General features: G+C 69.0%; 14 protein-coding genes and 1 pseudogene. 4 read left to right on the top strand and 11 right to left on the bottom strand.

The annotated features are described in order from the left end of the window. Positions 1 to 43: 43 nt before the first annotated feature. Positions 44 to 1,432: a ricin-type beta-trefoil lectin domain protein gene (locus ACFRU2_RS08035; RefSeq protein ID WP_382969082.1), complete on the bottom strand. Its 1,389-nt coding sequence runs from the start codon at positions 1,430 to 1,432 to the stop codon at positions 44 to 46. Then, positions 1,429 to 2,703 carry a lectin gene (locus tag ACFRU2_RS08030; protein ID WP_382969080.1) on the bottom strand — a complete coding sequence of 425 codons (1,275 nt, stop codon included), beginning with the start codon at positions 2,701 to 2,703 and terminating at the stop codon, positions 1,429 to 1,431. The genes ACFRU2_RS08035 and ACFRU2_RS08030 overlap by 4 nt, the downstream gene beginning before the upstream one ends. A gap of 752 nt (positions 2,704 to 3,455) precedes the next feature. On the opposite strand from ACFRU2_RS08030, the gene ACFRU2_RS08025 reads away from it, so the two are divergent. Then, a complete protein-coding gene (locus tag ACFRU2_RS08025) occupies positions 3,456 to 4,313 on the top strand; it encodes a class I SAM-dependent methyltransferase (protein ID WP_382969077.1) in 858 nt (285 codons plus the stop codon). A gap of 30 nt (positions 4,314 to 4,343) precedes the next feature. Here ACFRU2_RS08025 and ACFRU2_RS08020 read toward each other — a convergent pair. Further along, positions 4,344 to 4,567, bottom strand: a pseudogene (locus tag ACFRU2_RS08020) (transposase family protein); the annotation flags it as partial. Positions 4,568 to 4,589: 22 nt separating this feature from the next. After that, entirely contained in the window at positions 4,590 to 4,769 is a 180-nt protein-coding gene (locus tag ACFRU2_RS08015) for a hypothetical protein (RefSeq protein ID WP_382969074.1), read from the bottom strand. 659 nt (positions 4,770 to 5,428) lie between these two features. Between ACFRU2_RS08015 and ACFRU2_RS08010 the strand changes: the two genes are divergently transcribed. Then, a complete protein-coding gene (locus tag ACFRU2_RS08010; protein WP_382969072.1) occupies positions 5,429 to 7,429 on the top strand; it encodes an RICIN domain-containing protein in 2,001 nt (666 codons plus the stop codon). A 118-nt stretch (positions 7,430 to 7,547) separates the two neighbouring features. Beyond that, positions 7,548 to 8,174: a hypothetical protein gene (locus tag ACFRU2_RS08005; RefSeq protein ID WP_382969070.1), complete on the top strand. Its 627-nt coding sequence runs from the start codon at positions 7,548 to 7,550 to the stop codon at positions 8,172 to 8,174. An 89-nt stretch (positions 8,175 to 8,263) separates the two neighbouring features. On the opposite strand, the gene ACFRU2_RS08000 is transcribed toward ACFRU2_RS08005, so the two are convergent. From ACFRU2_RS08000 to ACFRU2_RS07970, 7 genes are all read right to left on the bottom strand, one after another. Next, positions 8,264 to 9,022 (bottom strand): hypothetical protein, encoded by a 759-nt coding sequence (locus tag ACFRU2_RS08000; RefSeq protein WP_382969067.1) that lies wholly within the window; start codon positions 9,020 to 9,022, stop codon positions 8,264 to 8,266. Further along, complete coding sequence (locus tag ACFRU2_RS07995) at positions 9,019 to 9,639, bottom strand: RNA polymerase sigma factor (protein ID WP_382969064.1); 621 nt, start codon at positions 9,637 to 9,639, stop codon at positions 9,019 to 9,021. Before ACFRU2_RS07995 ends, ACFRU2_RS08000 begins: the two co-directional genes overlap by 4 nt. Before the next feature lie 68 nt (positions 9,640 to 9,707). Continuing rightward, complete coding sequence (locus tag ACFRU2_RS07990) at positions 9,708 to 10,172, bottom strand: hypothetical protein (RefSeq protein WP_382969062.1); 465 nt, start codon at positions 10,170 to 10,172, stop codon at positions 9,708 to 9,710. 136 nt (positions 10,173 to 10,308) lie between these two features. Beyond that, positions 10,309 to 10,821: a hypothetical protein gene (locus tag ACFRU2_RS07985; protein WP_382969060.1), complete on the bottom strand. Its 513-nt coding sequence runs from the start codon at positions 10,819 to 10,821 to the stop codon at positions 10,309 to 10,311. A 2-nt stretch (positions 10,822 to 10,823) separates the two neighbouring features. Then, positions 10,824 to 11,513 (bottom strand): hypothetical protein, encoded by a 690-nt coding sequence (locus ACFRU2_RS07980; RefSeq protein ID WP_382969057.1) that lies wholly within the window; start codon positions 11,511 to 11,513, stop codon positions 10,824 to 10,826. Positions 11,514 to 11,534: 21 nt separating this feature from the next. Further along, positions 11,535 to 12,026 (bottom strand): hypothetical protein, encoded by a 492-nt coding sequence (locus tag ACFRU2_RS07975; protein WP_382969054.1) that lies wholly within the window; start codon positions 12,024 to 12,026, stop codon positions 11,535 to 11,537. A gap of 53 nt (positions 12,027 to 12,079) precedes the next feature. After that, positions 12,080 to 12,595 carry a hypothetical protein gene (locus tag ACFRU2_RS07970; protein WP_382969052.1) on the bottom strand — a complete coding sequence of 172 codons (516 nt, stop codon included), beginning with the start codon at positions 12,593 to 12,595 and terminating at the stop codon, positions 12,080 to 12,082. A gap of 338 nt (positions 12,596 to 12,933) precedes the next feature. Between ACFRU2_RS07970 and ACFRU2_RS07965 the strand changes: the two genes are divergently transcribed. Further along, positions 12,934 to 21,513: a DNRLRE domain-containing protein gene (locus tag ACFRU2_RS07965; RefSeq protein ID WP_382969619.1), complete on the top strand. Its 8,580-nt coding sequence runs from the start codon at positions 12,934 to 12,936 to the stop codon at positions 21,511 to 21,513. The last annotated feature ends 107 nt before the right edge of the window (positions 21,514 to 21,620 follow it).

Below are 21,620 nucleotides of genomic sequence, written 5' to 3'. Positions count from 1 at the left end.
GCGTGAGTGGGGGGTGGGGGTAGGGGTGGGTGGACGGGAGGGGTCAGCCCTTGTACTGGGCGAGGACACGGGTGAAGTCCCACGGCTGCTGGGCGACGCCCGAGCAGGTGTCGGCTCCACCGCCGGTGCAGGGCCGGTCGCGATTGACCGACCAGAAGGTCAGCCGCGCGAGGTGACGCTGTTGGGCGTAGCCGAGGATGGTGCGGAAGTCGTCGACGGTCACCGTCTCGCCGTTGTCGGTGATGCCGTTCATCGAGGAGATGCCGGTGTGGCGGTAGGCGACGTCGTCCGAGTACCCGTAGGCGTTCTTGACCGCGTTCTTGAGGCCCTCGGCCGCACGGACGGTGAGCTGGCCCATGTTCTGGCCGGCTCCGCCGAAGTTGAACGGCATGATCGTCCAGCTGTCCACGGTCAGCCCGGACGCGGCGGCCTTGCCGATCAGGCTGCTGTCGGGGCCGTTCTGCCCGGTGCCGAAGGTGACGTACAGCTTGATGCCGGGGTTGTTGGCCTTGACGGTCTTCAGCGCGTCGACCGTGCGCTGCTGGACGGTCGGGCTGTCGTACGCCGCGGCCTCGATGTCGATGTCGATGGCCTTCAGCCCGTACGCGTTGATGACCTTCTGGTACGCCGCGGCGAGCTCGCCCGCGCTGCCGCAGGAGCTTTCCAGCTTGTTGCCGCTCCAGCCGCCGAAGGAAGGGATGACGTCGCCGCCGTTCGCCCGCACGGTGTTGACCGTCTGCTGATCGACGCCTCCGGTCAGCGGCCGGCTGCCGTCCCACTGCGGGTTGCAGTAGCCGTTGCTGAGGACGAAGGCGAGCGTGAACCACGTGACGCCGGTCGCGTTCGTCACGGTGGTGGGGCTCGGCGGGCTCCCCCAGCCGTTGTACAGGTACGGCGCCACGGCCATGGCCCCCGGTCCGGGTGCCGGAGTGCCTCCCCCTCCCGGGGCCGTCCACTTCTGGTTGGCGGCCCCGGTGCAGCTCCAAATCTGCAGCCGGGTGCCGTTGGCCGAGCTGTTGCCCGTCGCGTCCAGGCACTTGTTCGCCTGCGGGTTGACGATGTCGCGGGCCGCGGTGACCGACCACTGCTGGGCGGCGCTGCCGTTGCAGTCCCACAGCTGGATCCGGGTTCCGTCGGCGGTGCCGCCCGAGGCCACGTCCAGGCACTTGCCGAGCGCGCGGATGGTGCCGTCGCCGACGACGTTCCACTGCTGTGCGGTGGTTCCGTTGCAGTCGTAGAGCTGTACGGCGGTGCCGTTGGCGCTGCTCGCCCCGGCGACGTCGACGCACGTGCCGCCGAGGCCGGTGATCCGGCCGGTCGCCGCGGCCGCGCCGATCGCGGGATGGCCGCTCAGGCCGGCGACGAGGGCGGCTGCCGCCGCAGTGCCCAGGACACCGCGCACGGTGGGCCTGCGCAGGAGGCTCGGGGTCATCGGGTCACCGTCCACTTCTGGTTGGCGGCGCCGGTGCAGGTCCATATCTGCAAGCGGGTGCCGTTGGCCGAGCTGCCGCCCGAGGCGTCCAGGCACTTGTTGGCCTGCGGATTGACGATGTCCTGCGCGGCGGGGACGGCCCACCGCTGGGCGGCGGATCCGTTGCACTCCCACAACTGGACCGGCGTACCGTCGGCCGTACCTCCCGAGGCCACGTCCAGGCACTTGCCGAGCGCGCGGATGGTGCCGTCGGTTCCCACGCTCCAGCGCTGGGCGGCGGTGCCGTTGCAGTCGTAGAGCTGTACGGGGGTGCCGCTGGCGGTGGCCGCACCCGCGACGTCCACGCACTTGCCGCCGGTTCCGGTGAGGGGACCTCCGCCGCCCGGCTGACCGCTGTCGGTGCTGACCCGTACCCAGTCGACCAGGAGCTGCTGGGGGAAGACCGTGCTGCCGTTGGGGTCTCCGGGCCAATAGCCTCCGACCGCGAGGTTGAGAATGAGGAAGAAGGGCTTGTTGAAGACCCATTGCTTTCCGCCGAGATCGGCGGGGGTGCGGCGCTGGTAGACCGTGCCGTCGACGGACCAGGTGATCGCGTTGGGGCTCCAGTCGACGGCGAAGGTGTGGAAGGCGTCGGCGAACGCCTGACCACCGGGCAGGGCGTACCCGGCGCCGATTCCGCCGGATCCGGAGTACCCGGGACCGTGCAGGGTGCCGTGGACGGTGGACGGCTCGAAGCCCACGTTCTCCATGACGTCGATCTCACCCGAGTCGGGCCAGCCGACCTGGCCGATGTCGCTGCCCAGCATCCAGAACGCGGGCCACATGCCCTGTCCGCGCGGGATCTTCATCCGGGCCTCGACACGGCCGTACGTCGTGGTGAACTTGCCGGCCGTGTTCAGCCGTGCGGAGGTGTACTCACACCGCCCGTACCAGCACTGATAGTTGGCCGGGTTCTCGCGGCGGGCGGTGATGGCCAGGTGGCCCTGGCCATCGAGGGCGGCGTTGCGGTTGCCCGCCGTGTAGTACTGCCGCTCGTGGTTGTTGACGTTGTCGCCGGTCTCGATCTGCCACTTCGCGCCGTCCACGGCGGAGCCCGCCGGTCCGTCGAACTCGTCGGAGAAGGTGACGGCGGCGGCCGCTGCGACCGCCGCTGCGGGTGGCCGCGCCTCCGGCGGGGGCGCACCCTGCGCCAGCCCGGTGGACAGCGACGCGAGAGTGAGGACCGAGACGAGAGACAGCAGGAGGCGTCGGGGTAAGTGTGGGGGGTGCATGGCTCTCCCTTCCAGGGAGCATGATGGACATATCGCCCTGTGGCATGCATATGACAACGCCGGATGTGGGGGTCCGCGTGGTTGCTGCACCGACAGGGATGAGGGTGAGGACAGAGCCCGGTGGGCCCTTTCATCACAAAGTGATTTAAGTAGTGAACGAAAACCCTGTCAAGAGTTTGGTATGGACCACTCCGGAACTGTCCGTTCCGAGTGGAGGCGCCCCTCCCCCACGCATCGCGGCAGCGACCCGGGACCCGGCCGCTCAGATCGACCAGGCCGACTACGACCACCACCTGAAGCGCGTCTTCGAGGAACAGGCCCCCGCGGTCGCCGCCCACTACCCCCTCGCCGCGTACGGCCACTCGCCGCCCCTCGCCCTGGCGGCGGCCCTGACCGACGGCCACTGGGCCCGCCCATCCCTCGACACCGGCCGGGCGCCGGCCCGCCACACGCCCACGTACAGCTACGAGTTCGCGGACGGCGAGGCCCCCCTGGTACTCGGACGCGCAGTACCAGAAGCCGGGCTTCGACGCAGGGGCCGCGCACACCTTCGAGCTCCCGTGCCTCTTCGAAGTCGACGCCTACGGGCCGCTCACGCCGAGGATCAGCGCTACGCGTTCTGGAAGTCCCTGCACCGACCGCGACTCCGGTCCGCGTCGTGGATGCGTGCCGGAGGCGTGCTTTCAACACGTTCACGACGTGCCGCGCCTGATGCCGTGATCATCGCTCGCGGCCCGGGAATGCCTGGCGGCATGGAACTGGTGGAATCGCAGCGGGTGAAGAGCACGAGCAATTGGGCGGCCGCACTCCGCGCGGCCGAGCACCGATTCGCCGACCGGTACGTGGACGACCCCTTGGCTGCCCTCCTGTGCGCCGGAGCCGATCTGGAGGAGATCTCCTCGCATGCGGGTGCTCCCCACGGTTCCGTGGCGGTCAGGGCCCGGCTGGGTGATGAGGTGGTCCAGCGGGCGGTAGCCGCGGGGGCGCGCCAGGTGGTGAGCCTGGGAGCCGGCTCGGATACGCGCCCGTTTCGCCTCTCCTACCCCGAGGACGGGAGGCTGCGCTACTACGAAGTCGATCTGCCCGGACAGATTGCCCTGCGCGACGAACTCCTCGGCGATATCCCGGCCCGTGTGGCGCGCACGCCGGTCGAAGCCGACCTGTGCGAGGCGAACTGGCCGGCCGCGCTGCGGACGGCTGGATGGCAGGAGGAGCAGGCGACGGTCTGGCTCCTCGAAGGACTGCTGTACTACCTGGCCCCGCACGACAGCGATGCACTGGTCACCGAGATCAGCCGGCTGTCCGCCCCGGGCTCGGCGCTGACCCTGGACGTACCGCATGTCGACTTCCTGTACGCCGGTCACTCGCGCGCCTATCGCCGGTTCCTCGCCCACCGCCATTCGCCCTACCTCACCGGAATCGGCGACCCCGCAGGCTGGCTGGGCGGCTTGGGCTGGCAGACGACCGCGTATCTGCCCGAAACCCTCGGAGCCTGCGATCTCCTGCCACCCATCCCCGGGCGCCTTCAGGGCTATCACGACATTTGGCACGTGATAGCCACACGAGGAGAGCTGGTCGACCGCGGCGCGACGAGTCCCGTGCCGGGATAGCCGCCGTCGGCGACCGGGCCGGCCGATCACGACGATGAGCACGGCGTCCTTGGCGAACCGCTTGCGGGGCTGCAGGGCGAGCATCGGCCCGAGGTGGTCCCGATGATGCGGTCCGCTGCCGACGTGGACACCCCGAAGAGCGGGACGAGTTGGCGCATCGTCAAGTTCGTGCGCCAGTAAGCCGCGACCAGTAGCGCCCGGTCCTCCAGCGGAAGGCCCCATGGCCGACCCTTGCGGACCGCATCCGCACCCTGACAAGCGGTTGAGGGGCACCCTCTAGCAGTGGTATCCGTCCGGGCACTCGGGGAACAGCACGCCGAAGAACAAGAAGAAGAGAATCGGCACACTGGACACCGCGGCCATGATCAGGAATCGTCCGCGCGCCTCTCGCCGGTCCCAGACCTGAGCCACCACCAAGCCCGCTGCCGGCGCGAGCGCGGCAGTGAACAGCGCCATCAGGCCGAACGTCCAGCCGACCTCCCGTCGTACGTCCGGCAACCCCATCGCATGCGCGATCGCCGGGGTGAACAGAAGCAGGGGCGCAGATGCCCACCACCATGACAGTGCTCGGATGATCCGATCCGCTCGCGCAAGCGCCAGGCCAGTCGATCCTCTTACCCCTTGGCGGCTTCCCGGAGTGATCCCAGACGATGGCATGCCCACATCGTAGGCAGCCGAGAGGAAGATGCGGGCGCGTCCGGCCCCGACTCTCTCGCGAACGGAGCCATCCAGGCCGGCTCGGCTGGGCGGCGTCGCCCTCCTCACGGGTCGTGACCGGGGGAATTCAACAGGTAGTAATTAGGTGAATCCTTGACTGAATTCCCGTCAATAAGAGTCCAGTTGTTATCTCGATTGGATAACGACTGCCTCCGATAAGGCCTGGACCAATACCGCATGACGCGCGTAACTCCCCTTGTTTTCAAGCCTCTTGAGTGTTCATCAGATCTGGCGAACAGGTAACGGAACGATTTCTCGAACCGCTTTCCTCTTTGCCCGAATTCTTCGCCGCATTCGTCTGGCAGGCTTCCGCGCACCCACTCATCCGACGTTCACTTGAGGTGCCCATGACAGGACGAAGCAGACGGCGTGAACACCGGCGCAGGCCGCGGCGGTTGATGCTCCTCACCGCCGCCATGGCCTCGGCGGCGGTGATCGCCGCCGGCATCGCCTACTCCGGACTGGGCGATGGTGCCCAGGCCGTGTCCGTACAAGCCGGTGCGGAGGCCGCCGCACCGGCCGCCGCGCCCGCCCGGGACCAAGAGCCCGAACCCCTCGCGGCCGCGCCCGCCAACGAGAGCGCGCGCGGCATGGTCTACGACGGCCTCGCCCCCGCACCGAAGGGCGACCGGTGCGCCGGCGTCTACCGGACCGGCGCCGGCCTGTGTACCCACGGTCCCGACGCCCCGCCCAAGGGCGTCGACATAAGGAAGGACATCCCGCCCGCCGTCAAGGCCTCGGCTCCGGCGGCCGACCCGGCCCGCCCCGCCGCCGACGACCCGGCGGCCGGCGAAGGCGGCGGGCGCCCTCAGGACGCGCCCGCGGCCGACGCCGACCGTGCGGCCGACAAGTCCGCCGCGCCCGCGCCCTCGGCCGCCGGCCAGGCCGTCGCCGCCGGCCCCGCGGGCCAGACCGTCCAGTGCGACGGAGACGGCAGCACGGGCAACCGCGTCCAGGTCGTCTACGTCCACGGCCCCGGCCGTGACCGCTACTCCGCGTACGTGGCCTCGTTCCGCAAATGGGCGGCCGACGCCGACCTCATCTACTCCGCCAGTGCCCAGGAGACCGGAGGCGTCCGGCACATCCGCTACGTGACGGCCTCCGACTGCACCCCGACCGTGCTCAACATCGAGCTCGCGGACTCCGCGCTCGCGGAGTTCAGCGCGACCAACGCCGCCCTCGCCGGCAAGGGGCTCGACCGCCGCGACCGCAAGTACATGATCTTCGCGGACACCCAGGTCTACTGCGGCATAGGCACCTTCAACGGCGACGAGCGGCCCGGCCAGGCCAACCAGAGCAACTTCGGTCCCTCGTACGGGCGTACGGACTCCGGCTGCTGGGGCGGCCACACCGCGGCGCACGAACTCGGCCACAACCTCGGCGCGGTCAACAACAGCGCCCCGAACACCAGCCGCGGCGCGCACTGCACCGACGAGTTCGACGTCATGTGCTATTCGGACACCCCGTACTACCCGCAGATGCGCAACATCTGCACCAACCAGGCCTCCGAGAACATCCTGGACTGCAACCACGACGACTACTTCCACACCAGTCCCAAGGCCGGCAGTTACCTGGCCACCCACTGGAACATCGCCGACAACCAGTTCCTGATGAAGAACAAGGGTGGCGGCACCGACCCCGGTCCGAACCCGACCCCGAGCCCCTCGCCGACCAAGAAGCCGACGCCCACCCCGACCAAGAAGCCCACGGGCGGACCGGCCGTGACGGTCGGCCAGATCCAGTCGGACTCCGCCGTCGTGAGCTGGCCCAAGGTCGAAGGAGCCGCCTGGTACCAGGTCCTGCTGAACGGCAAGCACCTGGGCTGGGTCCAGTCCCCGGTGCTGCGCGTCTACAACCTCCGGCCCGACACCTCCTACACGGTCGCCGTCTCCGTCCGCGACGGCGCCGGCCGGGACAGCGGAGCCGGCAAGGCCGCGTCCTTCCGTACGAAGGCCACGGGCGGCGGCGCGACCACCCCCGGAACCCGGTACCTGCTCGGGAACGGCAGCACCGGCATGGCCGCCGAGGTGTGGGGCGGGCGCAGTGCCGACGGCACCGTGCTCGTCGGGGCGCGCTCCAACGGGTACGCGCAGCAGCAGTGGTACTTCGACGACGCGGGCAGCGGGCTGGTCCGCATCCGCTCCGCGGTCTCCGGCAAGTGCCTGCAGCCGGGCGGCACTCCCGCCGCGGGCATGTGGGTCGCCCAGCAGCCCTGCGGCCGCACCGGTGCGCAGAACTGGAAGCTGACCGCCCGCGGTGGTGCGGTGAGCGTCACCGACCCGAGCGGCGGCTTCGCGCTGACCGTGAGCAGCCGCCCCTACTACGGGAACTGGCTGCTCGACCTCCAGCGCGCGGACGGCCGTGCGACGCAGGCCTGGACCGTGCAGAAGGCCGGCTGACCCTTCCGGCCCCCGGAGCCCGCTGAAGCCCCCTGAAGTCCCCTCCGGCGGACGGCCGCCCCGCGCGGCCGTCCGCCGGCTCCTCACCCCCACCCACCCCATTCCGGAGCACGCCACGATGCGCATACGAATCGGTTTCCAGGCCCTCCTGACCGCCATCGGCCTGATCCTGCTGTCCCCGGCCGTGGCGCACGCCCACGGCGACACCGTGAAGGTGGTGGTCACCGGGCAGCGGGATGGCCACGTCACCGCCGACGTCACCTGGGAGAACGACGGCGACGCCGTCGAAGAGGCGGTCGCCGCCACCGTGAACGCGGTCAGCGCCGACGGCGCCCGCACGCTGGGGCCCTGGCGCCTGGTCCGCGATCCCGCCGCGGCGCCGGCCGGCTGGACCACGGCCGAGACCCTGCCGCCCGGTGCCTGGAAGGTCAGCGTGGACGTGGGCTTCCCCGCCCTCGGGCACGGCGCACTCGAAGTCGGCGTACCGGTGGTGGACCCGGCCCCGGCCACCGGCACCCCGGGTCCCCGCCCCGCCGACCCGTCGTCCGCGCCGACCGCGCCGACCGGGACGCAGGCGCAGACCCCGACCCCGGCCCCGACGCCGACACCTGCGACGGCCTCCGAGGCCCCGGCGGAATCCGGCACGGGTCCCGCCGTCTGGTGGACCACGGCGGGGGTGGCGGCCACGGCCCTGGCCGGGGCGGCGGTCGGCATCTTCCTGCGCCGCAGACGGTCACGGGGCTAGACCGTCCCCTGTCGGATCCAGCCTGTCGGATCCCGCCCGTCGGATCCCGCCGGGCCCGCGGCACCCGGTCCCGCGGGCCCGGCCGCCGCCTACGGTCCTGCTTCGGTTCGCTTCTCGGCGTTCGGTTGGGGAACCGGAGGATACGCGGGGCCGCCAGGGGGCTTCTTGGAATGCTCGGGCTGCCCTTGGCCCTCGCTCCCGCCACCCCCGCGGCCCCTTCCCGGCTGACCTGCGCCCTTGCGGTCCGCCTCCTCGGCGCAGTAGTCCGTCGCCCCGTTCACGCCGCCCCGCTCCGCCAGCCATCGGTCGAAGGCCTCGCCCTTCGGCGGTTCACCACGACGCTCCAGCGAGGCCAGGAAGACACGGCAGAAGGCGGCGTCCTTCCCCGCGCTCTCGGGCGACCACGAGGACTCGGACTCCGAAGGAACAGGGCTCTTCGCTGCTTCCTCGTCGCCCCTGCCCGAGTCGGCCGAGTCTTCACGGACCGTGCCGCTCGGTGAGGGGGACGCGGTGGGGCCGAGGTCGGTGAGGCGCGGCGCCGGGACTCCGCTCTCCCGCACAGGCAAGGTCACGGCGGCCAGTGCCACCCCACCCACAGCGGCGCTGATGGCGATGCCGATGGCTCCGCTCCGCAGGGACCAGCGGCGCAGACCTCGGGACCGGTGGGGACGCCAGTCGTCCCTCCGGCGAGGTGTGCTGCGAGCCTGGTGCAGTCCTTGGTCCCGGGCCTCGCGGAACGCCTGCGTCGCGCTCGCTTCGGCAGCCGCATCGACCGTCGGCGGAGTGAGCGCAGCAGACAGGAGGGCAGCCGCCTCGCGCTGTTCCAAGGATTCGGGTTCGTCAGTCACCTGCCGCCCTCAACTTTCCGTTCAGGGAGGGTTCGGGCTCCGCTGTCGTTGTCCGTCATCCCGTCGGCACCGCCCGGGCTCATCATCTCGGCCAGCTTCCGAAGACCCCGGTGCGCTGCGCTCCGTACCGCCCCCGGGCGCTTGCCGAGGACCCGGGCGGCCGCAGGTCCGTCGAGGCCGACGATAACGCGCAGCAGAACGGACTCCGCCTGGTCGCGCGGAAGTTTCCGGATCGTGGAGAGCACCGCCTGCGCTCCCAGGCCTTCGAGGGCGGTGGCCGCGGTGTCCAGGGTGCCGGGTAAATCCAGCACGTCCTGCTCCAGCGGAGTGGTCTGGGGCCGCCGCTTCTGTCGGCGCAGATGGTCCAGGGCTCGATGGCGCGCGATCGTCGCGGTCCAGCCGCGGAAGCCCGCGCCGTCCCCGCGGAACCTGCCGAGATCCCGTGCGATCTCCAGCCAGGTCTCGGCCGTGACGTCCTCGGCCTCGCTCCCGACCAGCCCTCTCACGTACCCGAGCAACCGGGGATGGACCATGCGGTACGCGAGGGCGAACGCTTCCTCGTCGCCCTGCTGCGCGCGCTCGACGGCGGCGCCGAGCTCGGCGTCGTCCGCCTCCACTGCACTTCCTTCTTGCTCTCCCCACCGGCACCGGCAACCTGCAATGGCCCTTGGGGCTTCCTCGCTGCCTACCCTACGTGGTGGAGATCGTTCCCGTGCCGAGGGGGCTGAGCCGGCCGATGGCTGCGGCCGTGCAACTGCAGATAGAGCTCCTGAACGGATTCCCGCGGCCCGTGTTCGAAGCGGTTGACGACCTTGCCGAGCGGGTTCCACACCCTGCCGTCGGGCATCCTCACCCCGACGGACTGCCGGAACAGGCGCTGCTGCTCCGGGTCGAGGTCCGCCCAGCGTGCGCCGGCCCGGCGTACGAACGTCTCCCCGGTGTACGCCCCCAGCCCGTGCAGCACGTACTCCACCCGTGCCCGGTCGGTGCCGGGGCGACGCAGCCCGTCGACGACCCGGTCGACGATCCGCAGGCTCGCGACGGAGTAGTCGAGCGGCAGGCGGTGACGCACGGTCAGTCGGCGTACGAACTCGGCAACATAGGGACGCATGCCCGCCGCGTCGGGTACGTCGTTCATTTCGAGGGTCATGTCTGGCACAGCGAAATGCCGGGCAGGACCATCACGGAGATCCGGAGTGTCGGTTCTCACACGACGGCGTGCGTATCCGCGTACAACCCTCGGGCCCTGCCGTGCGTCGCGCGACGCGAGCAGGGGGTGGTGGCCGTCAGCCTTCGCCGGAGGTTCGCCGCAGCTCGATCCGCAACGCCGCCGGGTCGCGAACGGACTGCACGCTCACGTGAGTGACCACCGACGTGCCGGGGGCCAGCTCACCGCCGGAGTCCACCGTTCCTTCCCACAGGACGGTTGCCCCCTCTCCGCGCGAGGAGTACACGCTCACGCGCATGTCGATGCGCCGCTGTGCATTCCCGGGGTTGGTGAGCACAACGGGGATCTTCGCCAGTCGCATGCCCTTGTCCTCCCACACCGCCTCGTGAGCGGTGGCGACCGTCTCCCCGCCCTTGCGGTCGGCGGCGACCACGGGCCCCAGTGCGGCGCGCTGCGCATCGGTGAGGATGTCTCCGACGGGGCGACCGGCGGGCGCGGCGGTGGCGACCGTGGCGGGATCGCCCAGTTCGGCTTCCATGCTCCGGGCGAACGTCACCCCTCCCCACACGGTGCCGCCGGCGATCAGGCCGGTGATGAGCAGAGAGGCTCCCACGCGTTGGTAACGGGCCATGATCAGCCTTCCGTTCTCTTGCCGGCCTCGCGAGCGGCGGCTTCGTTCTTGGTCTTGAACGCATCGAGGACCTGCCGCTGCTCATCGACGATCGTCGTTTGGATCGTGGATTCGGCAGCGAACCAGGTGCCGACCAAGCCGGTCTCGGCCTTGCAGTCGATCTCCGCCAGGGCCAGGGCGATCTCCTGCGGGCCGGCGGGTGCGCCCTCGGGGCGGGTGACGGAGCGTGCGGCTTCGAACGGGTCCTTGAAGCCCGGGTGGCCCTTGCCGGTCATGCAGGCCGACCAGTCCTTGAACGCCGCGATGACGGCGGGGGTCTTCATCGACTCGGTGAAGCTGGTGCCGTTCAGCTCGGAGATCCGGGTCAGCTCGTCGGTGGTGGGGGCGTCGATCTCCTGATCGGCCCATCCGCCGCAGCCGCGTTCGTGGATCTTCTTGCCGTTGTGGCTCTCGCGGGCCTTCTCGCGGGCTTCCCACGGCAGGGGCGGCGCCGTCTTCCCCTCCCGCCGGGTGGGCGCCTTGCGGCCGGTGAGGACTTCGATCGCCAGTGCGTCGAGTCCCGGGGGCTGCTGCTTGGTACGGGGCTTCTCGTCTCCGGGCAGGCCGTAGCCGTACGTGGCGGCGGTCTCCCGGTCGGTCAACCCGTAGCGGCGCTCCATGAGTGCCAGGGCAGTGGGGGTGCGGGGGTTCATGGAAGGCGGGTCCTTCTGGGATCAGGCGAAGTGCTGGGAGGCGTTCTCGTTCTTCAGCGCGGAGATCAGGTTGACCCAGTTGCAGCCCCAGTTGACGGCGCCGACGTACTGGGAGGTGCCGCCGTAGCCGGCGTTGTAGTAGACGCGGTAGTTGTCCGTGCCGGAGCAGTTCTCCACGGACGCCGCGTTGTTCTTCACGTACTGGCCGTGGCCGTTGGTGGCGCTGTCGAAGACGTACCGGTACGTGGTGGAGCCGCTGGTGGACCCGTAGTAGTCGTAGACGTTGCCGTAGAACCGGGCCCAGGACGACACGTACCGTCCGTCCTCGACGGCGAGTTCCATGCTGTTGTAGAACAGCCACAGGTCGCCTTCGGTGCAGTTGATCCACGGGACGTCACAGTTGTCGGAGACGGTGCCCGGGGCGGTGTGCGCGGCGGCTCCGGGGACCGTCAGGGCCAGGGCTGCGACGGTCACGGCCAGGGCCGCACCGGCGCGGCGTGCCAGGGTGTGCATCTGCCTGCCTTTCGTTGCGCAGGAAGACGGGCCACCTGACGGAATGGCACCAGTCACCGGACTTCATCCGGGGCTGCGGATGCTTCGGGGGCGGCGAGCTCACCCGCGCACGTGGTCCGGCCGAAAGCGCGGGTGGCAGTGGCGCGTTGGAGGTGCTTGCCGCCTACGGCCAGGGTGCAACTGGCCGTACCGCCCTTCTCCCCGAGGGTCACGTTGACGATCGGGGAAGCGCCGAGCGGAACGCTCACGGTCTTCTTCCACGGGAGGCTGACGTCGGCGACGACCTCCTCCTTCTCACCGCCGGGGCCACGGTAGGAGATGTCGACCGGGCCCTCGCCCAGCACTTCGTAGGTCACCTCGGCGGTGGAGGTCGTCGCGCGTCCGGCTGCGGGCTCCTCGTCGGAGTCAAGGACTCCGTAGCCGACGAACACGCCGCACACGAGCAGCAGGGCCGCGCCGACGGCGATCCCGCCACGGTCTCCACCACGGTTGTTCGGAGTCCGGAAATCCCTTGCGGCGTCCGGGGTTGTGGTCTTTCCCGGGGCTATCGGTTCTTCGGTCGTCGGCATGGCCGCGCTTTCTGTCGGGGTAAATCCGTCTGGGTTATACACCATCCGATTCGACGAATGCCAGGCAGCGGAAGAACCGGGACAAGACAACCCCAATCATCATCGTTTGTTCAGTGAAATGCCCTAAATGCGTGCCTAGTTGACTGGGCATCAACTCCGCGGTTAAGAATCCCCCCACCATGATCGAGACGCTTCGGGCGGGGCCACTTTCCACTCTGTGAAAGGTGGCCTGCTTCGCCATGCCTTGAGTTGCTCGGTCTGCCGATGAAGGGAATGGCGTGAAAGTGAGATTCGGGCGGGCGATAGCCTGCCTCGTGGTTTCGGCGGTCGCGGGCACCATGCTTCCGCAAGTCGCTTATGCGGCACCGGTTTCGAGTGAGGGCGGCGAAGGCGTCTTCGACACCTTCAAGGGCTGGTTCTCGGCCGATGAGAAGGAGACGCGGCCGAAGGAGCCGAAAACCGGTGGCACTCCGGTGCTGCCGAGCCGGGAGAAGCTGCCGAAGGGCGTGGCCGCCGCAAAGGCGCAGCGCGTCGGAGAGCTGACGGGTGCGCGGACGGCGAACGCCCGGTACTGGAAACTCTCCGACGGCCGGGTGCAGGCCGAGGTGTCGGCAGTGCCGACCGGGTATCGGGCGGGCGCGTCGTGGAAGGACATCGACCCGACGGTCACTTCGACCGACGCCAAGGGCTTCGTCTTCGCCAACACGAGCAATGCCGCGAGCAGTTGGTTCGGTTCCGACGCCGCCGGGCTGTTGCGGTTCGAGGCCGGGGGCGGCCATGCGGTGACGCTGGGCCTGGAGGGCGCGGGCAAGCTCGCCCCCGTCGCCAAGGGCGACACCGTCACCTACAAGGACGCCGTGGCCGGTGCGGACCTGTCGTATCAGGTCGGTCCGGGCCGGGTGAAGGAGAACATCGTCCTGGGCCAGAAGCCCACGGGCCCGGTCTCCTTCACCTTCACGGTGGACGCCGGCGGGCTGACGCCGAAGGAGGGCAAGGACGGTTCCGTCTCCTTCTACGGCGAGGCCGCGCATCCGGTCCTGGTGATCCCCCCGGCGTTCATGACGGACGCCAAGAAGGACGCCCGGTCGCCGTACGGGGTCACGTACAGCAAGGACGTCACCCAGAAGCTGACCAAGGCCGGCACGGGCTGGAAGCTGACCGTCACCCCGGATGCGAAGTGGCTCGCCGCGCCGGAGCGGCAGTACCCGGTGACGGTCGACCCGACGATCTCGATCGCTCCTACGCCGACGACGGCGCAGGACGTCATGATCTCCTCCGACGGCCCGGGAACGAACTACAACGACAACTGGCGGCTGTCGGTCGGCAACACCAGCACCGGCGCCTCTCGCGCCCTGCTGCGGTTCCCGCTGACCGGCGTTCCGGCGGGCACCAAGCTGGACTCGGCCGATCTGAAGCTTTACTACGACCAGACGCACACCACGGGTGACTCCGAGGTGCAGCTGGAGGCGCACCGCGCCACGCAGGCGTGGACCGAGGAAACGGCGACGTGGAACAACGCCAACACGGTCACCGGCGAGCTGTCGGGCACCTCGGTCGTGGTGGACGACGGCGACGCCGGGCGGACGGCCGCCGCCGGTGCCTGGCCCGCGTCCGGGAACACCGCGTACACGCAGTACGCGGTCAACCAGGACTACCTGTACAACAAGGACTCGGTCGCGGGTGACACGTACACCTGGCAGCCGAGCCTCCCGGAGGACGGCGTCTACCAGGTCGAGACGCACAACGTCCCGGCCTCCGACCGCGCCACCAACGCCCCGTACACCGTCACGTACGACGGCGGGACGAAGGCGTACACGGTCAACCAGCAGGCCGGCACGGCCGGCGTGTGGAAGACGCTCGGCTCGCACCCGTTCAAGGCGGGCACCCTGGGCAAGATCGTCCTGGGTGACGGTCCGGCGTCGACGAGCACCTCGGTGATCGCCGACGCGGTCCGGTTCACCAAGGGCGGTGTGGTCACCAAGCCGCCGGGCGAGCTGAACGCCTGGCACACCTTCCCGGTGACCAAGACCGTCCAGTCCTGGATCGACGGAACGAACACCAACCACGGTTTCGTGGTCAAGGCCGGCGACGAGAGCGCGACCGGCCCCAAGGGCGGTCCGCGCTACGAGGGCAGCGAGTTCGGGTACGGCGGCGAGACCGCCAACTACCCGCGCCTGGTGCTGACCTTCGGCCGGCAGGGCGTGGACCTCGCGGCACCGACCACGATCCACGACACGGGCGCGGAGCTGTCCTGGTCCGCGTACCAGGACAAGGACCCGATCGACACCGGCGACGACCTCGTCGAGTACCAGGTCCACCGCTCCATCAGCCAGACCTTCACGCCTTCCGCCGCCACGCTCGTCTCGCCCGTCGCTCCCGCGGTGACGGCGTTCACGGACACCACGGGCGTGCCGACCAAGGCCGACGACCCCGATCCGTACGGCCGCGCGTACTACTACATGGTCGCGGTCAAGACGAAGGACGGGCAGGTCGTCGCCGCTCCGACGCAGCTGGTACGGCTGCCGAAGGCGGGACGCACGACGAAGGTGTTCGCCGCGTCGCAGGACACCACCCTGTCCTCGGCCCGCACGACGCTCGCGCACGACACGATCGACGACGGCGGCGGCCCGAAGAACTGGCTGAGCGTCGGCAACAACTCCGCGACCTACGGCGACACCCGCGCCCTGCTGAAGTTCCCGGCACTCGCCATCCCCGCCACGGCGCGGGTACTGGACGCGAACGTACGGCTGTGGAGCACGCAGACCGCGCAGGACGCCGCGGGGGCGGTCTACGAACTGCGGCCGCTGACGCGCGACTTCGACGAGTCCACCGCCACCTGGGCCAAGGCGAACGCGACCACGAACTGGACCACCGCGGGCGGCGACCTCGGCGCCGTGACGGCCGATACGGGGGCGAAGACCAACGACCCGGCCCGTCACGACTGGAGCATCACCTCGCTCGCGCAGTCCTGGGTGACCACCCCCGCATCACAGCAGGGCGTGGCCATCAAGATGGCGGACGAGGCCGCCTCGCAGGAGCGCACCCTGTTCCTGTCCTCCGAGGGCGCGGAGCCGAAGCTCCACCCGAGGATGGTGGTCACCTACATCGACTCCACCACCGAGTCGACGTACTACGCGCCGCAGACCCCGGCGCGCATGACCCCGAACACCGATTACACGGTCGACTTCACCCTCACCAACACCACCGCGTCGACGTGGAACGCCGCCGACCAGGTCCTCACCTACAAGTGGGCCCTGCCGGACGGCACCGACGTCACCAACGGCGGCAACCAGATCCAGACGGCGCTGCCGCGCAACGTCGCGCCCGGTGACTCCGTCGGCCTGCAGGCGCTGGTGAAGACCCCGGTCAACTCGGACAACGGGAACAAGCGCACCGACTACGTCCTGACCTGGGACGTCCACAACAAGACGGCGGGTACGTGGGCCTCGGGCACCGCGGGGATCCCCGGCCTGAAGCAGAACGTGGCGGTGGAGGACCCGACCTCCAACCAGCTCGGCATGGAGAAGTTCTACTCCTACACGGGGAAGAACACCGGCAACGGCTCCACCGTCATGAACAACCTGTCCTCCGGCAACAGCGTCTGGCAGTACAACGCGTTCACCAACCCCGGTCGCGGTGTCACCACCTTCGCCCGGTTCGCGTACAACAGCCTGGACACCTCGGACACGGTCTCCGGTCACGGCTGGTCCTTCCAGGCCTCGGGCCCGATCCGGCTGGGCGCTCCGCTGGAGTTCCACCCCAAGCCGCACCCGACCGAGATCCGGCTCCCGGACGGCGACGGCACCACGCACGTCTTCCGCGAGCAGCCCGACGGCTCGTGGAAGGCTCCGGCCGGCGTCCACTACAAGCTGACGGCGAAGCCGGGGCTGGACTGCACACCGCTGAAGGACCCGGTCCCCGACGCCTGGACGATGACCCGTCCCGACGGGTCGCGGTTCGTGTTCGGGTGCGACGGCTACATGACCTCGCTGCTCGAAAAGAACGGCAACACGCAGACCTACACGTACGAGGAACGCAAGTCCAACAACAAGCCGACCAAGTTCCTCCGTTACATCACGGATCCGTCCGGTCGGCAGTCGCTCTCCGTCGAGTACTACACCAAGGCGGACAGCAGCAGCCCGAAGGTCATCGACCACATCAAGTCGATGACCGAGATCTCGGGCCGCAAGTTCACCTTCGAGTACTCCGACAAGGGTCTGCTCACCAAGCTGACCGACGGCGCCGGCTCCGCGCAGCCGAAGGTGTTCGGCTTCGAGTACGACGCCACCCAGGGCAACAAGAACGTCAAGCTGGTCAAGGTCACCGACCCGCGCGGCAACGCCACCACCATGGCGTACAACGCGCCGCAGGCCGGTGACGATCCGAAGTACCACTGGTGGACCAAGTCGATCACGGAGCGCCTGCAGGGCGTCACCGGCTTCGGCTACGCGGTCGATGCCGGGAACTCCAAGTTCACCGACACCAGGGTGACCGACGCCGAGAACCACACCACCGACTACGTGTCGGACGACTTCGGCCGGCCGGTCCAGACGGTCAACGCCAAGTCCGAGACCACGAAGATGTCGTGGGACGCGGACAACAACGTCACCTACCTGGAGGAGGCCAACGGAGCCAAGACCGCGTACTGCTACGACCAGAAGACGGGTTACCCGCTCTGGAAGCGCGACGCGGAGAGCAACAAGTCGGGCGTTCCGCCCCCTTCGGACTGCGCACCGGGCACCTACCCGGCCAACTCGGCGAAGTACGCGTACCTCACCCGCGGGGACGGCTTCTCGGCCGACCTGTTCACCAAGACCTCCCCGGAGGGCCGGAAGTGGCAGTTCGGCTACGACTCCTTCGGCAACCTGAAGACGGTCACCGACCCCAAGGGCGTCGCCTCCGCCACCGCCGGTGACTACACCACCTCGTACGAGTACAACGCCTACGGTCAGCTGACCAAGGCCACCGACGCCAACGGAAACGCGACCCTCACCGCCGAGTTCGGCCCCACGGGCTACCCGGCGAAGATCACCGACGCGCTGGGCAAGGTGACCTCGTACGTCTACGACGAGCGCGGTCAGGTCCGCGAGGTCACCGACGCGCTGGGCAAGAAGACCACGCAGACGTACGACACCTTCGGACGTCCGAAGGAGAGCACGGTCCCGAAGGACCAGGGCGCCGGCGTGTTCATCACCATGCCCGCCCCCGTGTACGACGCCAACGACAACGTCACCACGTCGACGGCACCGAACGGCGCGGTATCGACCGCGGTGTACGACGTCGCGGACCAGCTGGTCTCGGCCAGTGCGCCCAAGGACACGCCCACGTCTCCCGAGAGGCGGACGTCCTACACCTACGACAAGGTCGGCAACACCAAGACCGTCACGGAGCCGAAGGGCTCGCTGACGACCTCGGACGCCACCGACTACGTCACCACCAACCACTACGACGAGCTCTACCAGCTCACCTCCGCGGTCAACGCGGCCGGTGACAGGATCACCTACGAGTTCGACAACGTCGGCAACGCCGTCAAGGTCGTCGACCCGAAGAAGAACGCGACCCCGGACACCACCGACTACACGTCCAAGATGGCCTACGACCTGAACCACCGGGTCTCCACCTTCACGGACTCGGCGGGCAAGGTCAGTTCGCGGACCTACGACAAGGACTCCCTGGTCCTCACGTCCAAGGACCCCGGGAACGCCACGACGACCTACGAGTACGACGAGCGGGGCAAGCAGACCAAGGTCAAGGTTCCCTACGACGCGACCACGTTCCGCACCACCGCGTACGAGTACGACCAGGTCGGCAACACCACCAAGGTGATCACGCCGCGCGGCACGGCGACAGCCACCGCGGACGACTTCGCCGCGCGCACCGAGTTCGACGCGCTGAACCGTCCGGTCAAGCAGTTCCAGCCGTACGACCCCAACGACCCGCAGAGCAGCAACCCGAACGTCTACACCCAGACGGTCTACGACGCGGTGGGCCGGGTGGAGCGGCAGTCGCTGCCGCCGTCGCAGGGCCAGCTGGTCCGCAACGACACGGTCATGGAGTACTTCGACAACGGCTGGACGCGGAAGTCCACCGACCCGTGGAACATCACCACGACGTACGACTACACCGAGGTCGGGCTGCAGAAGGCCCGCACGCTGACGTCGGCGGGCGGTTCCTCGGACCGCACCATGACGCAGTCGTACTACCCGGACGGCAAGCTCAAGTCCAAGTCGGACGACGGCGTGCCGGTGGGCAAGTCCGTCGTGCTCGTCGACAACTCCGACATCCAGCACACGTCCGCCACGGGCACCTGGGCGACCGGTGACATCGCGGGTCAGCAGGGCTACGACCACCGCACCCACGCGGCGGGCACCGGCACCGACGCCTTCACCTGGACCCTCAACATCCCGAAGGACGGCACGTACACCGCGTACGTGAAGTACCCGAAGGTCACGGGAGCGGCGACGGCGGCGAAGTACACGCTGGCCCAGGGGACGACCACCCAGCCGCCGGTCACCAAGGACCAGACGGCCGGCACCGACACCTGGGTGGCGCTGGGCTCCTACAGCCTGAAGCAGGGCAACGACGCCCAGCTCAAGGTGGAGCAGAGCAGCTCGGGCACCGTGGTCGCCGACACGGTCAAGCTGGTGCGCGACACGTCCGGCGAGACGGACACCGAGAAGCACACCTTCGCCTACGGCTACGACGTCAACGGCAATGTGACCTCGATCGACGACACCTCCTCCGGTGCCAGGATCGACGCCTACACGATCGCCTACACCGGGCTCAACAAGGTCGAGAAGGTGACCGAGGCCCTCACGGGCCAGGAGAAGAAGGTCACGTCGTACACGTACGACGCCAACGGCCAGGCCGACACGGTCACGCACCCCGACCAGTTCGCCAAGTACGGCTACGACCTGCGCGAGCTGGTCAAGACGGTCTCGATCGGCAAGTCCGCCACGGACGCGTCGCCCAAGGTGACCTCGTTCACCTTCAACGACCGCGGCCAGCGGCTCAAGGAGACCAAGTCCAACGGCAACACCGTCGACTACACCTACCTCCTCGGCGGCGACCTGAAGTCGACCACGGAGAAGAAGGGCTCCGGAACCCTCGTCTCCTCGCACACCTACGCCTACGACCTGAACGGGAACAAGGCGCAGGACGTCGCGAAGAAGATGAACGCCGACAACCACTCGGCGTACCTCGAATCCACCACCGACCACACCTACGACCCCGTCAACCGGCTCACCGAGTCGGTCAAGACCGGCAACGGCGCGGGCACCGAGAAGTACACCCACGACGACAACGCCAACGTGGTCTCGCAGACGGTCAAGAACGTCACGACCACCTACGAGTACGACCGCAACCGGCTGCTGCGGACCACCGCCGGTGGTGCGACGGCCACGTACACCTACGACCCGTTCGGCCGGCAGGAGTCCGTCACCTCGGGCGGCAAGGTCATCGAGAGGAGCGTGTACGACGGCTTCGACCACGTCGTGGAGTCCCAGAAGGCGGACGACACCGGCGCCCTGAAGTCGACGAAGTACACCTTCGACCCGCTCGACCGCACCGCCTCGAAGACGGCCGACGGCAAGACGACCGACTTCACCTACCTCGGCCTGTCCGGCGAGGTGCTGAGCGAGGAGGTCGCCGGCCAGCTCACCAAGTCGTACCAGTACAGCCCGTGGGGCGAGCGCCTCTCCCAGGTCAAGCACAACACCGACGGCAGCAGCGAGTCCGGCTTCTACGGCTACAACGCCCACACCGACGTCGAGACGCTGACCGACGGGAACGGCGACACCAAGGCGACGTACGGCTACACGGCCTACGGCTCCGACGACACGTCCGAGTTCACGGGCATCGACAAGCCGGACACGGCCGACCCGACGAAGCAGGACTACAACCCCTACCGCTTCAACGCCAAGCGCTGGGACTCCCGGTCGGGTACGTACGACATGGGCTTCCGGGACTACAGCCCGGGGCTCAACCGCTTCACCACCCGGGACATGTACAACGGCGCCCTCGCCGACATGAACCTGGGCTCGGACCCGTTCACGGGCAACCGCTACGCGTTCGCGGGCGGCAATCCCACCAGCTTCGTCGAGCTGGACGGTCACCTCGCCTTCGCGATCCCGCTCGTGTGGTGGGCGGGCGCGGCTCTGGTCACGGCCCTGTACGCGGCGACGCCCGAGGGTCAGCAGAACCTCTCGGACGCGGCCACCGCGCTGAGCGGGATGATGCCGTCGGCGGAGGACCTGAGCTTCTCCGGCTCGTCGAGCGGGACGAGCACCACGTCGCCCACGCCTTCGCCGTCGCCGGGAGCCGCTCCGTCCCCTTCGGGTGGCGGTTCGGGCGGTTCGTCGAACCACATCAGCAGCTCGGCGGTCTCCTTGCTGGTCCGGATCTTCTCGGGCGTGTCATCGCTGAGCGCCGAAGAGGACAGCCAGCACAAGGCGATCGACGGCGCCGGGGAGGAGAGCCGCAAGTGCCAGAACTCCACCGGACCGAGCGCGGTCTGGAACTCCCCGGTGGACGGTAAGGAAAGGGCCACCGGCGGGTTCGCCTGTCTGGACCCCTCCCAGCCGGCGACGCGCAACGAATCGGCCCCGCAGAACCCCCGTGGCTGGGACCTCCAGAACGAGGCCGACGACTGGAACCGCGCTCACCTCATCGCCCGTGAGTTCGGCGGCAGTCACCTCCGGGAGAACATCGTCCCGACGACCATGTACCAGAACCAGAAGGAGGGCATGCGGACCGTCGAGTACGAGGTCGAAAGGCGCCTCAAGCTCGGAGAGAAGGTCTACTACCAGTCCATCCCGATCTACGTCCCCGGCTATATGAACCCGATCGGTGTGCACATGTACGTATCGAGCTCATCGGGTTCATTCTCCCGGCTGATAGCCTCCGGAGTCCACGGCTGACGAGCTCGCCACCCACTGGAGTCAGCAGTCCCTGAGGGATTGCTCCGGCACATGTGAGGCGGTGGGGTGAGCGGCCGCGTGCCGCTCACCCCACCGCCGATGCCGTT

The organism is Streptomyces sp. NPDC056883 (assembly GCF_042788835.1).
Classification (GTDB): domain Bacteria; phylum Actinomycetota; class Actinomycetes; order Streptomycetales; family Streptomycetaceae; genus Streptomyces; species Streptomyces stoeckheimensis.
This window is presented reverse-complemented; position numbering and strand designations above follow the sequence as displayed.

Bases quoted from the DNA above. Each gene is read 5' to 3' on its own strand.
- ACFRU2_RS08035 (WP_382969082.1), bottom strand. From the start codon at position 1,432: ATGACCCCGAGCCTCCTGCGCAGGCCCACCGTGCGCGGTGTCCTGGGC.
- ACFRU2_RS08030 (WP_382969080.1), bottom strand. From the start codon at position 2,703: ATGCACCCCCCACACTTACCCCGACGCCTCCTGCTGTCTCTCGTCTCG.
- ACFRU2_RS08025 (WP_382969077.1), top strand. From the start codon at position 3,456: ATGGAACTGGTGGAATCGCAGCGGGTGAAGAGCACGAGCAATTGGGCG.
- ACFRU2_RS08015 (WP_382969074.1), bottom strand. From the start codon at position 4,769: ATGGCGCTGTTCACTGCCGCGCTCGCGCCGGCAGCGGGCTTGGTGGTG.
- ACFRU2_RS08010 (WP_382969072.1), top strand. From the start codon at position 5,429: ATGCTCCTCACCGCCGCCATGGCCTCGGCGGCGGTGATCGCCGCCGGC.
- ACFRU2_RS08005 (WP_382969070.1), top strand. From the start codon at position 7,548: ATGCGCATACGAATCGGTTTCCAGGCCCTCCTGACCGCCATCGGCCTG.
- ACFRU2_RS07990 (WP_382969062.1), bottom strand. From the start codon at position 10,172: ATGACCCTCGAAATGAACGACGTACCCGACGCGGCGGGCATGCGTCCC.
- ACFRU2_RS07985 (WP_382969060.1), bottom strand. From the start codon at position 10,821: ATGGCCCGTTACCAACGCGTGGGAGCCTCTCTGCTCATCACCGGCCTG.
- ACFRU2_RS07980 (WP_382969057.1), bottom strand. From the start codon at position 11,513: ATGAACCCCCGCACCCCCACTGCCCTGGCACTCATGGAGCGCCGCTAC.
- ACFRU2_RS07975 (WP_382969054.1), bottom strand. From the start codon at position 12,026: ATGCACACCCTGGCACGCCGCGCCGGTGCGGCCCTGGCCGTGACCGTC.
- ACFRU2_RS07970 (WP_382969052.1), bottom strand. From the start codon at position 12,595: ATGCCGACGACCGAAGAACCGATAGCCCCGGGAAAGACCACAACCCCG.
- ACFRU2_RS07965 (WP_382969619.1), top strand. From the start codon at position 12,934: ATGCTTCCGCAAGTCGCTTATGCGGCACCGGTTTCGAGTGAGGGCGGC.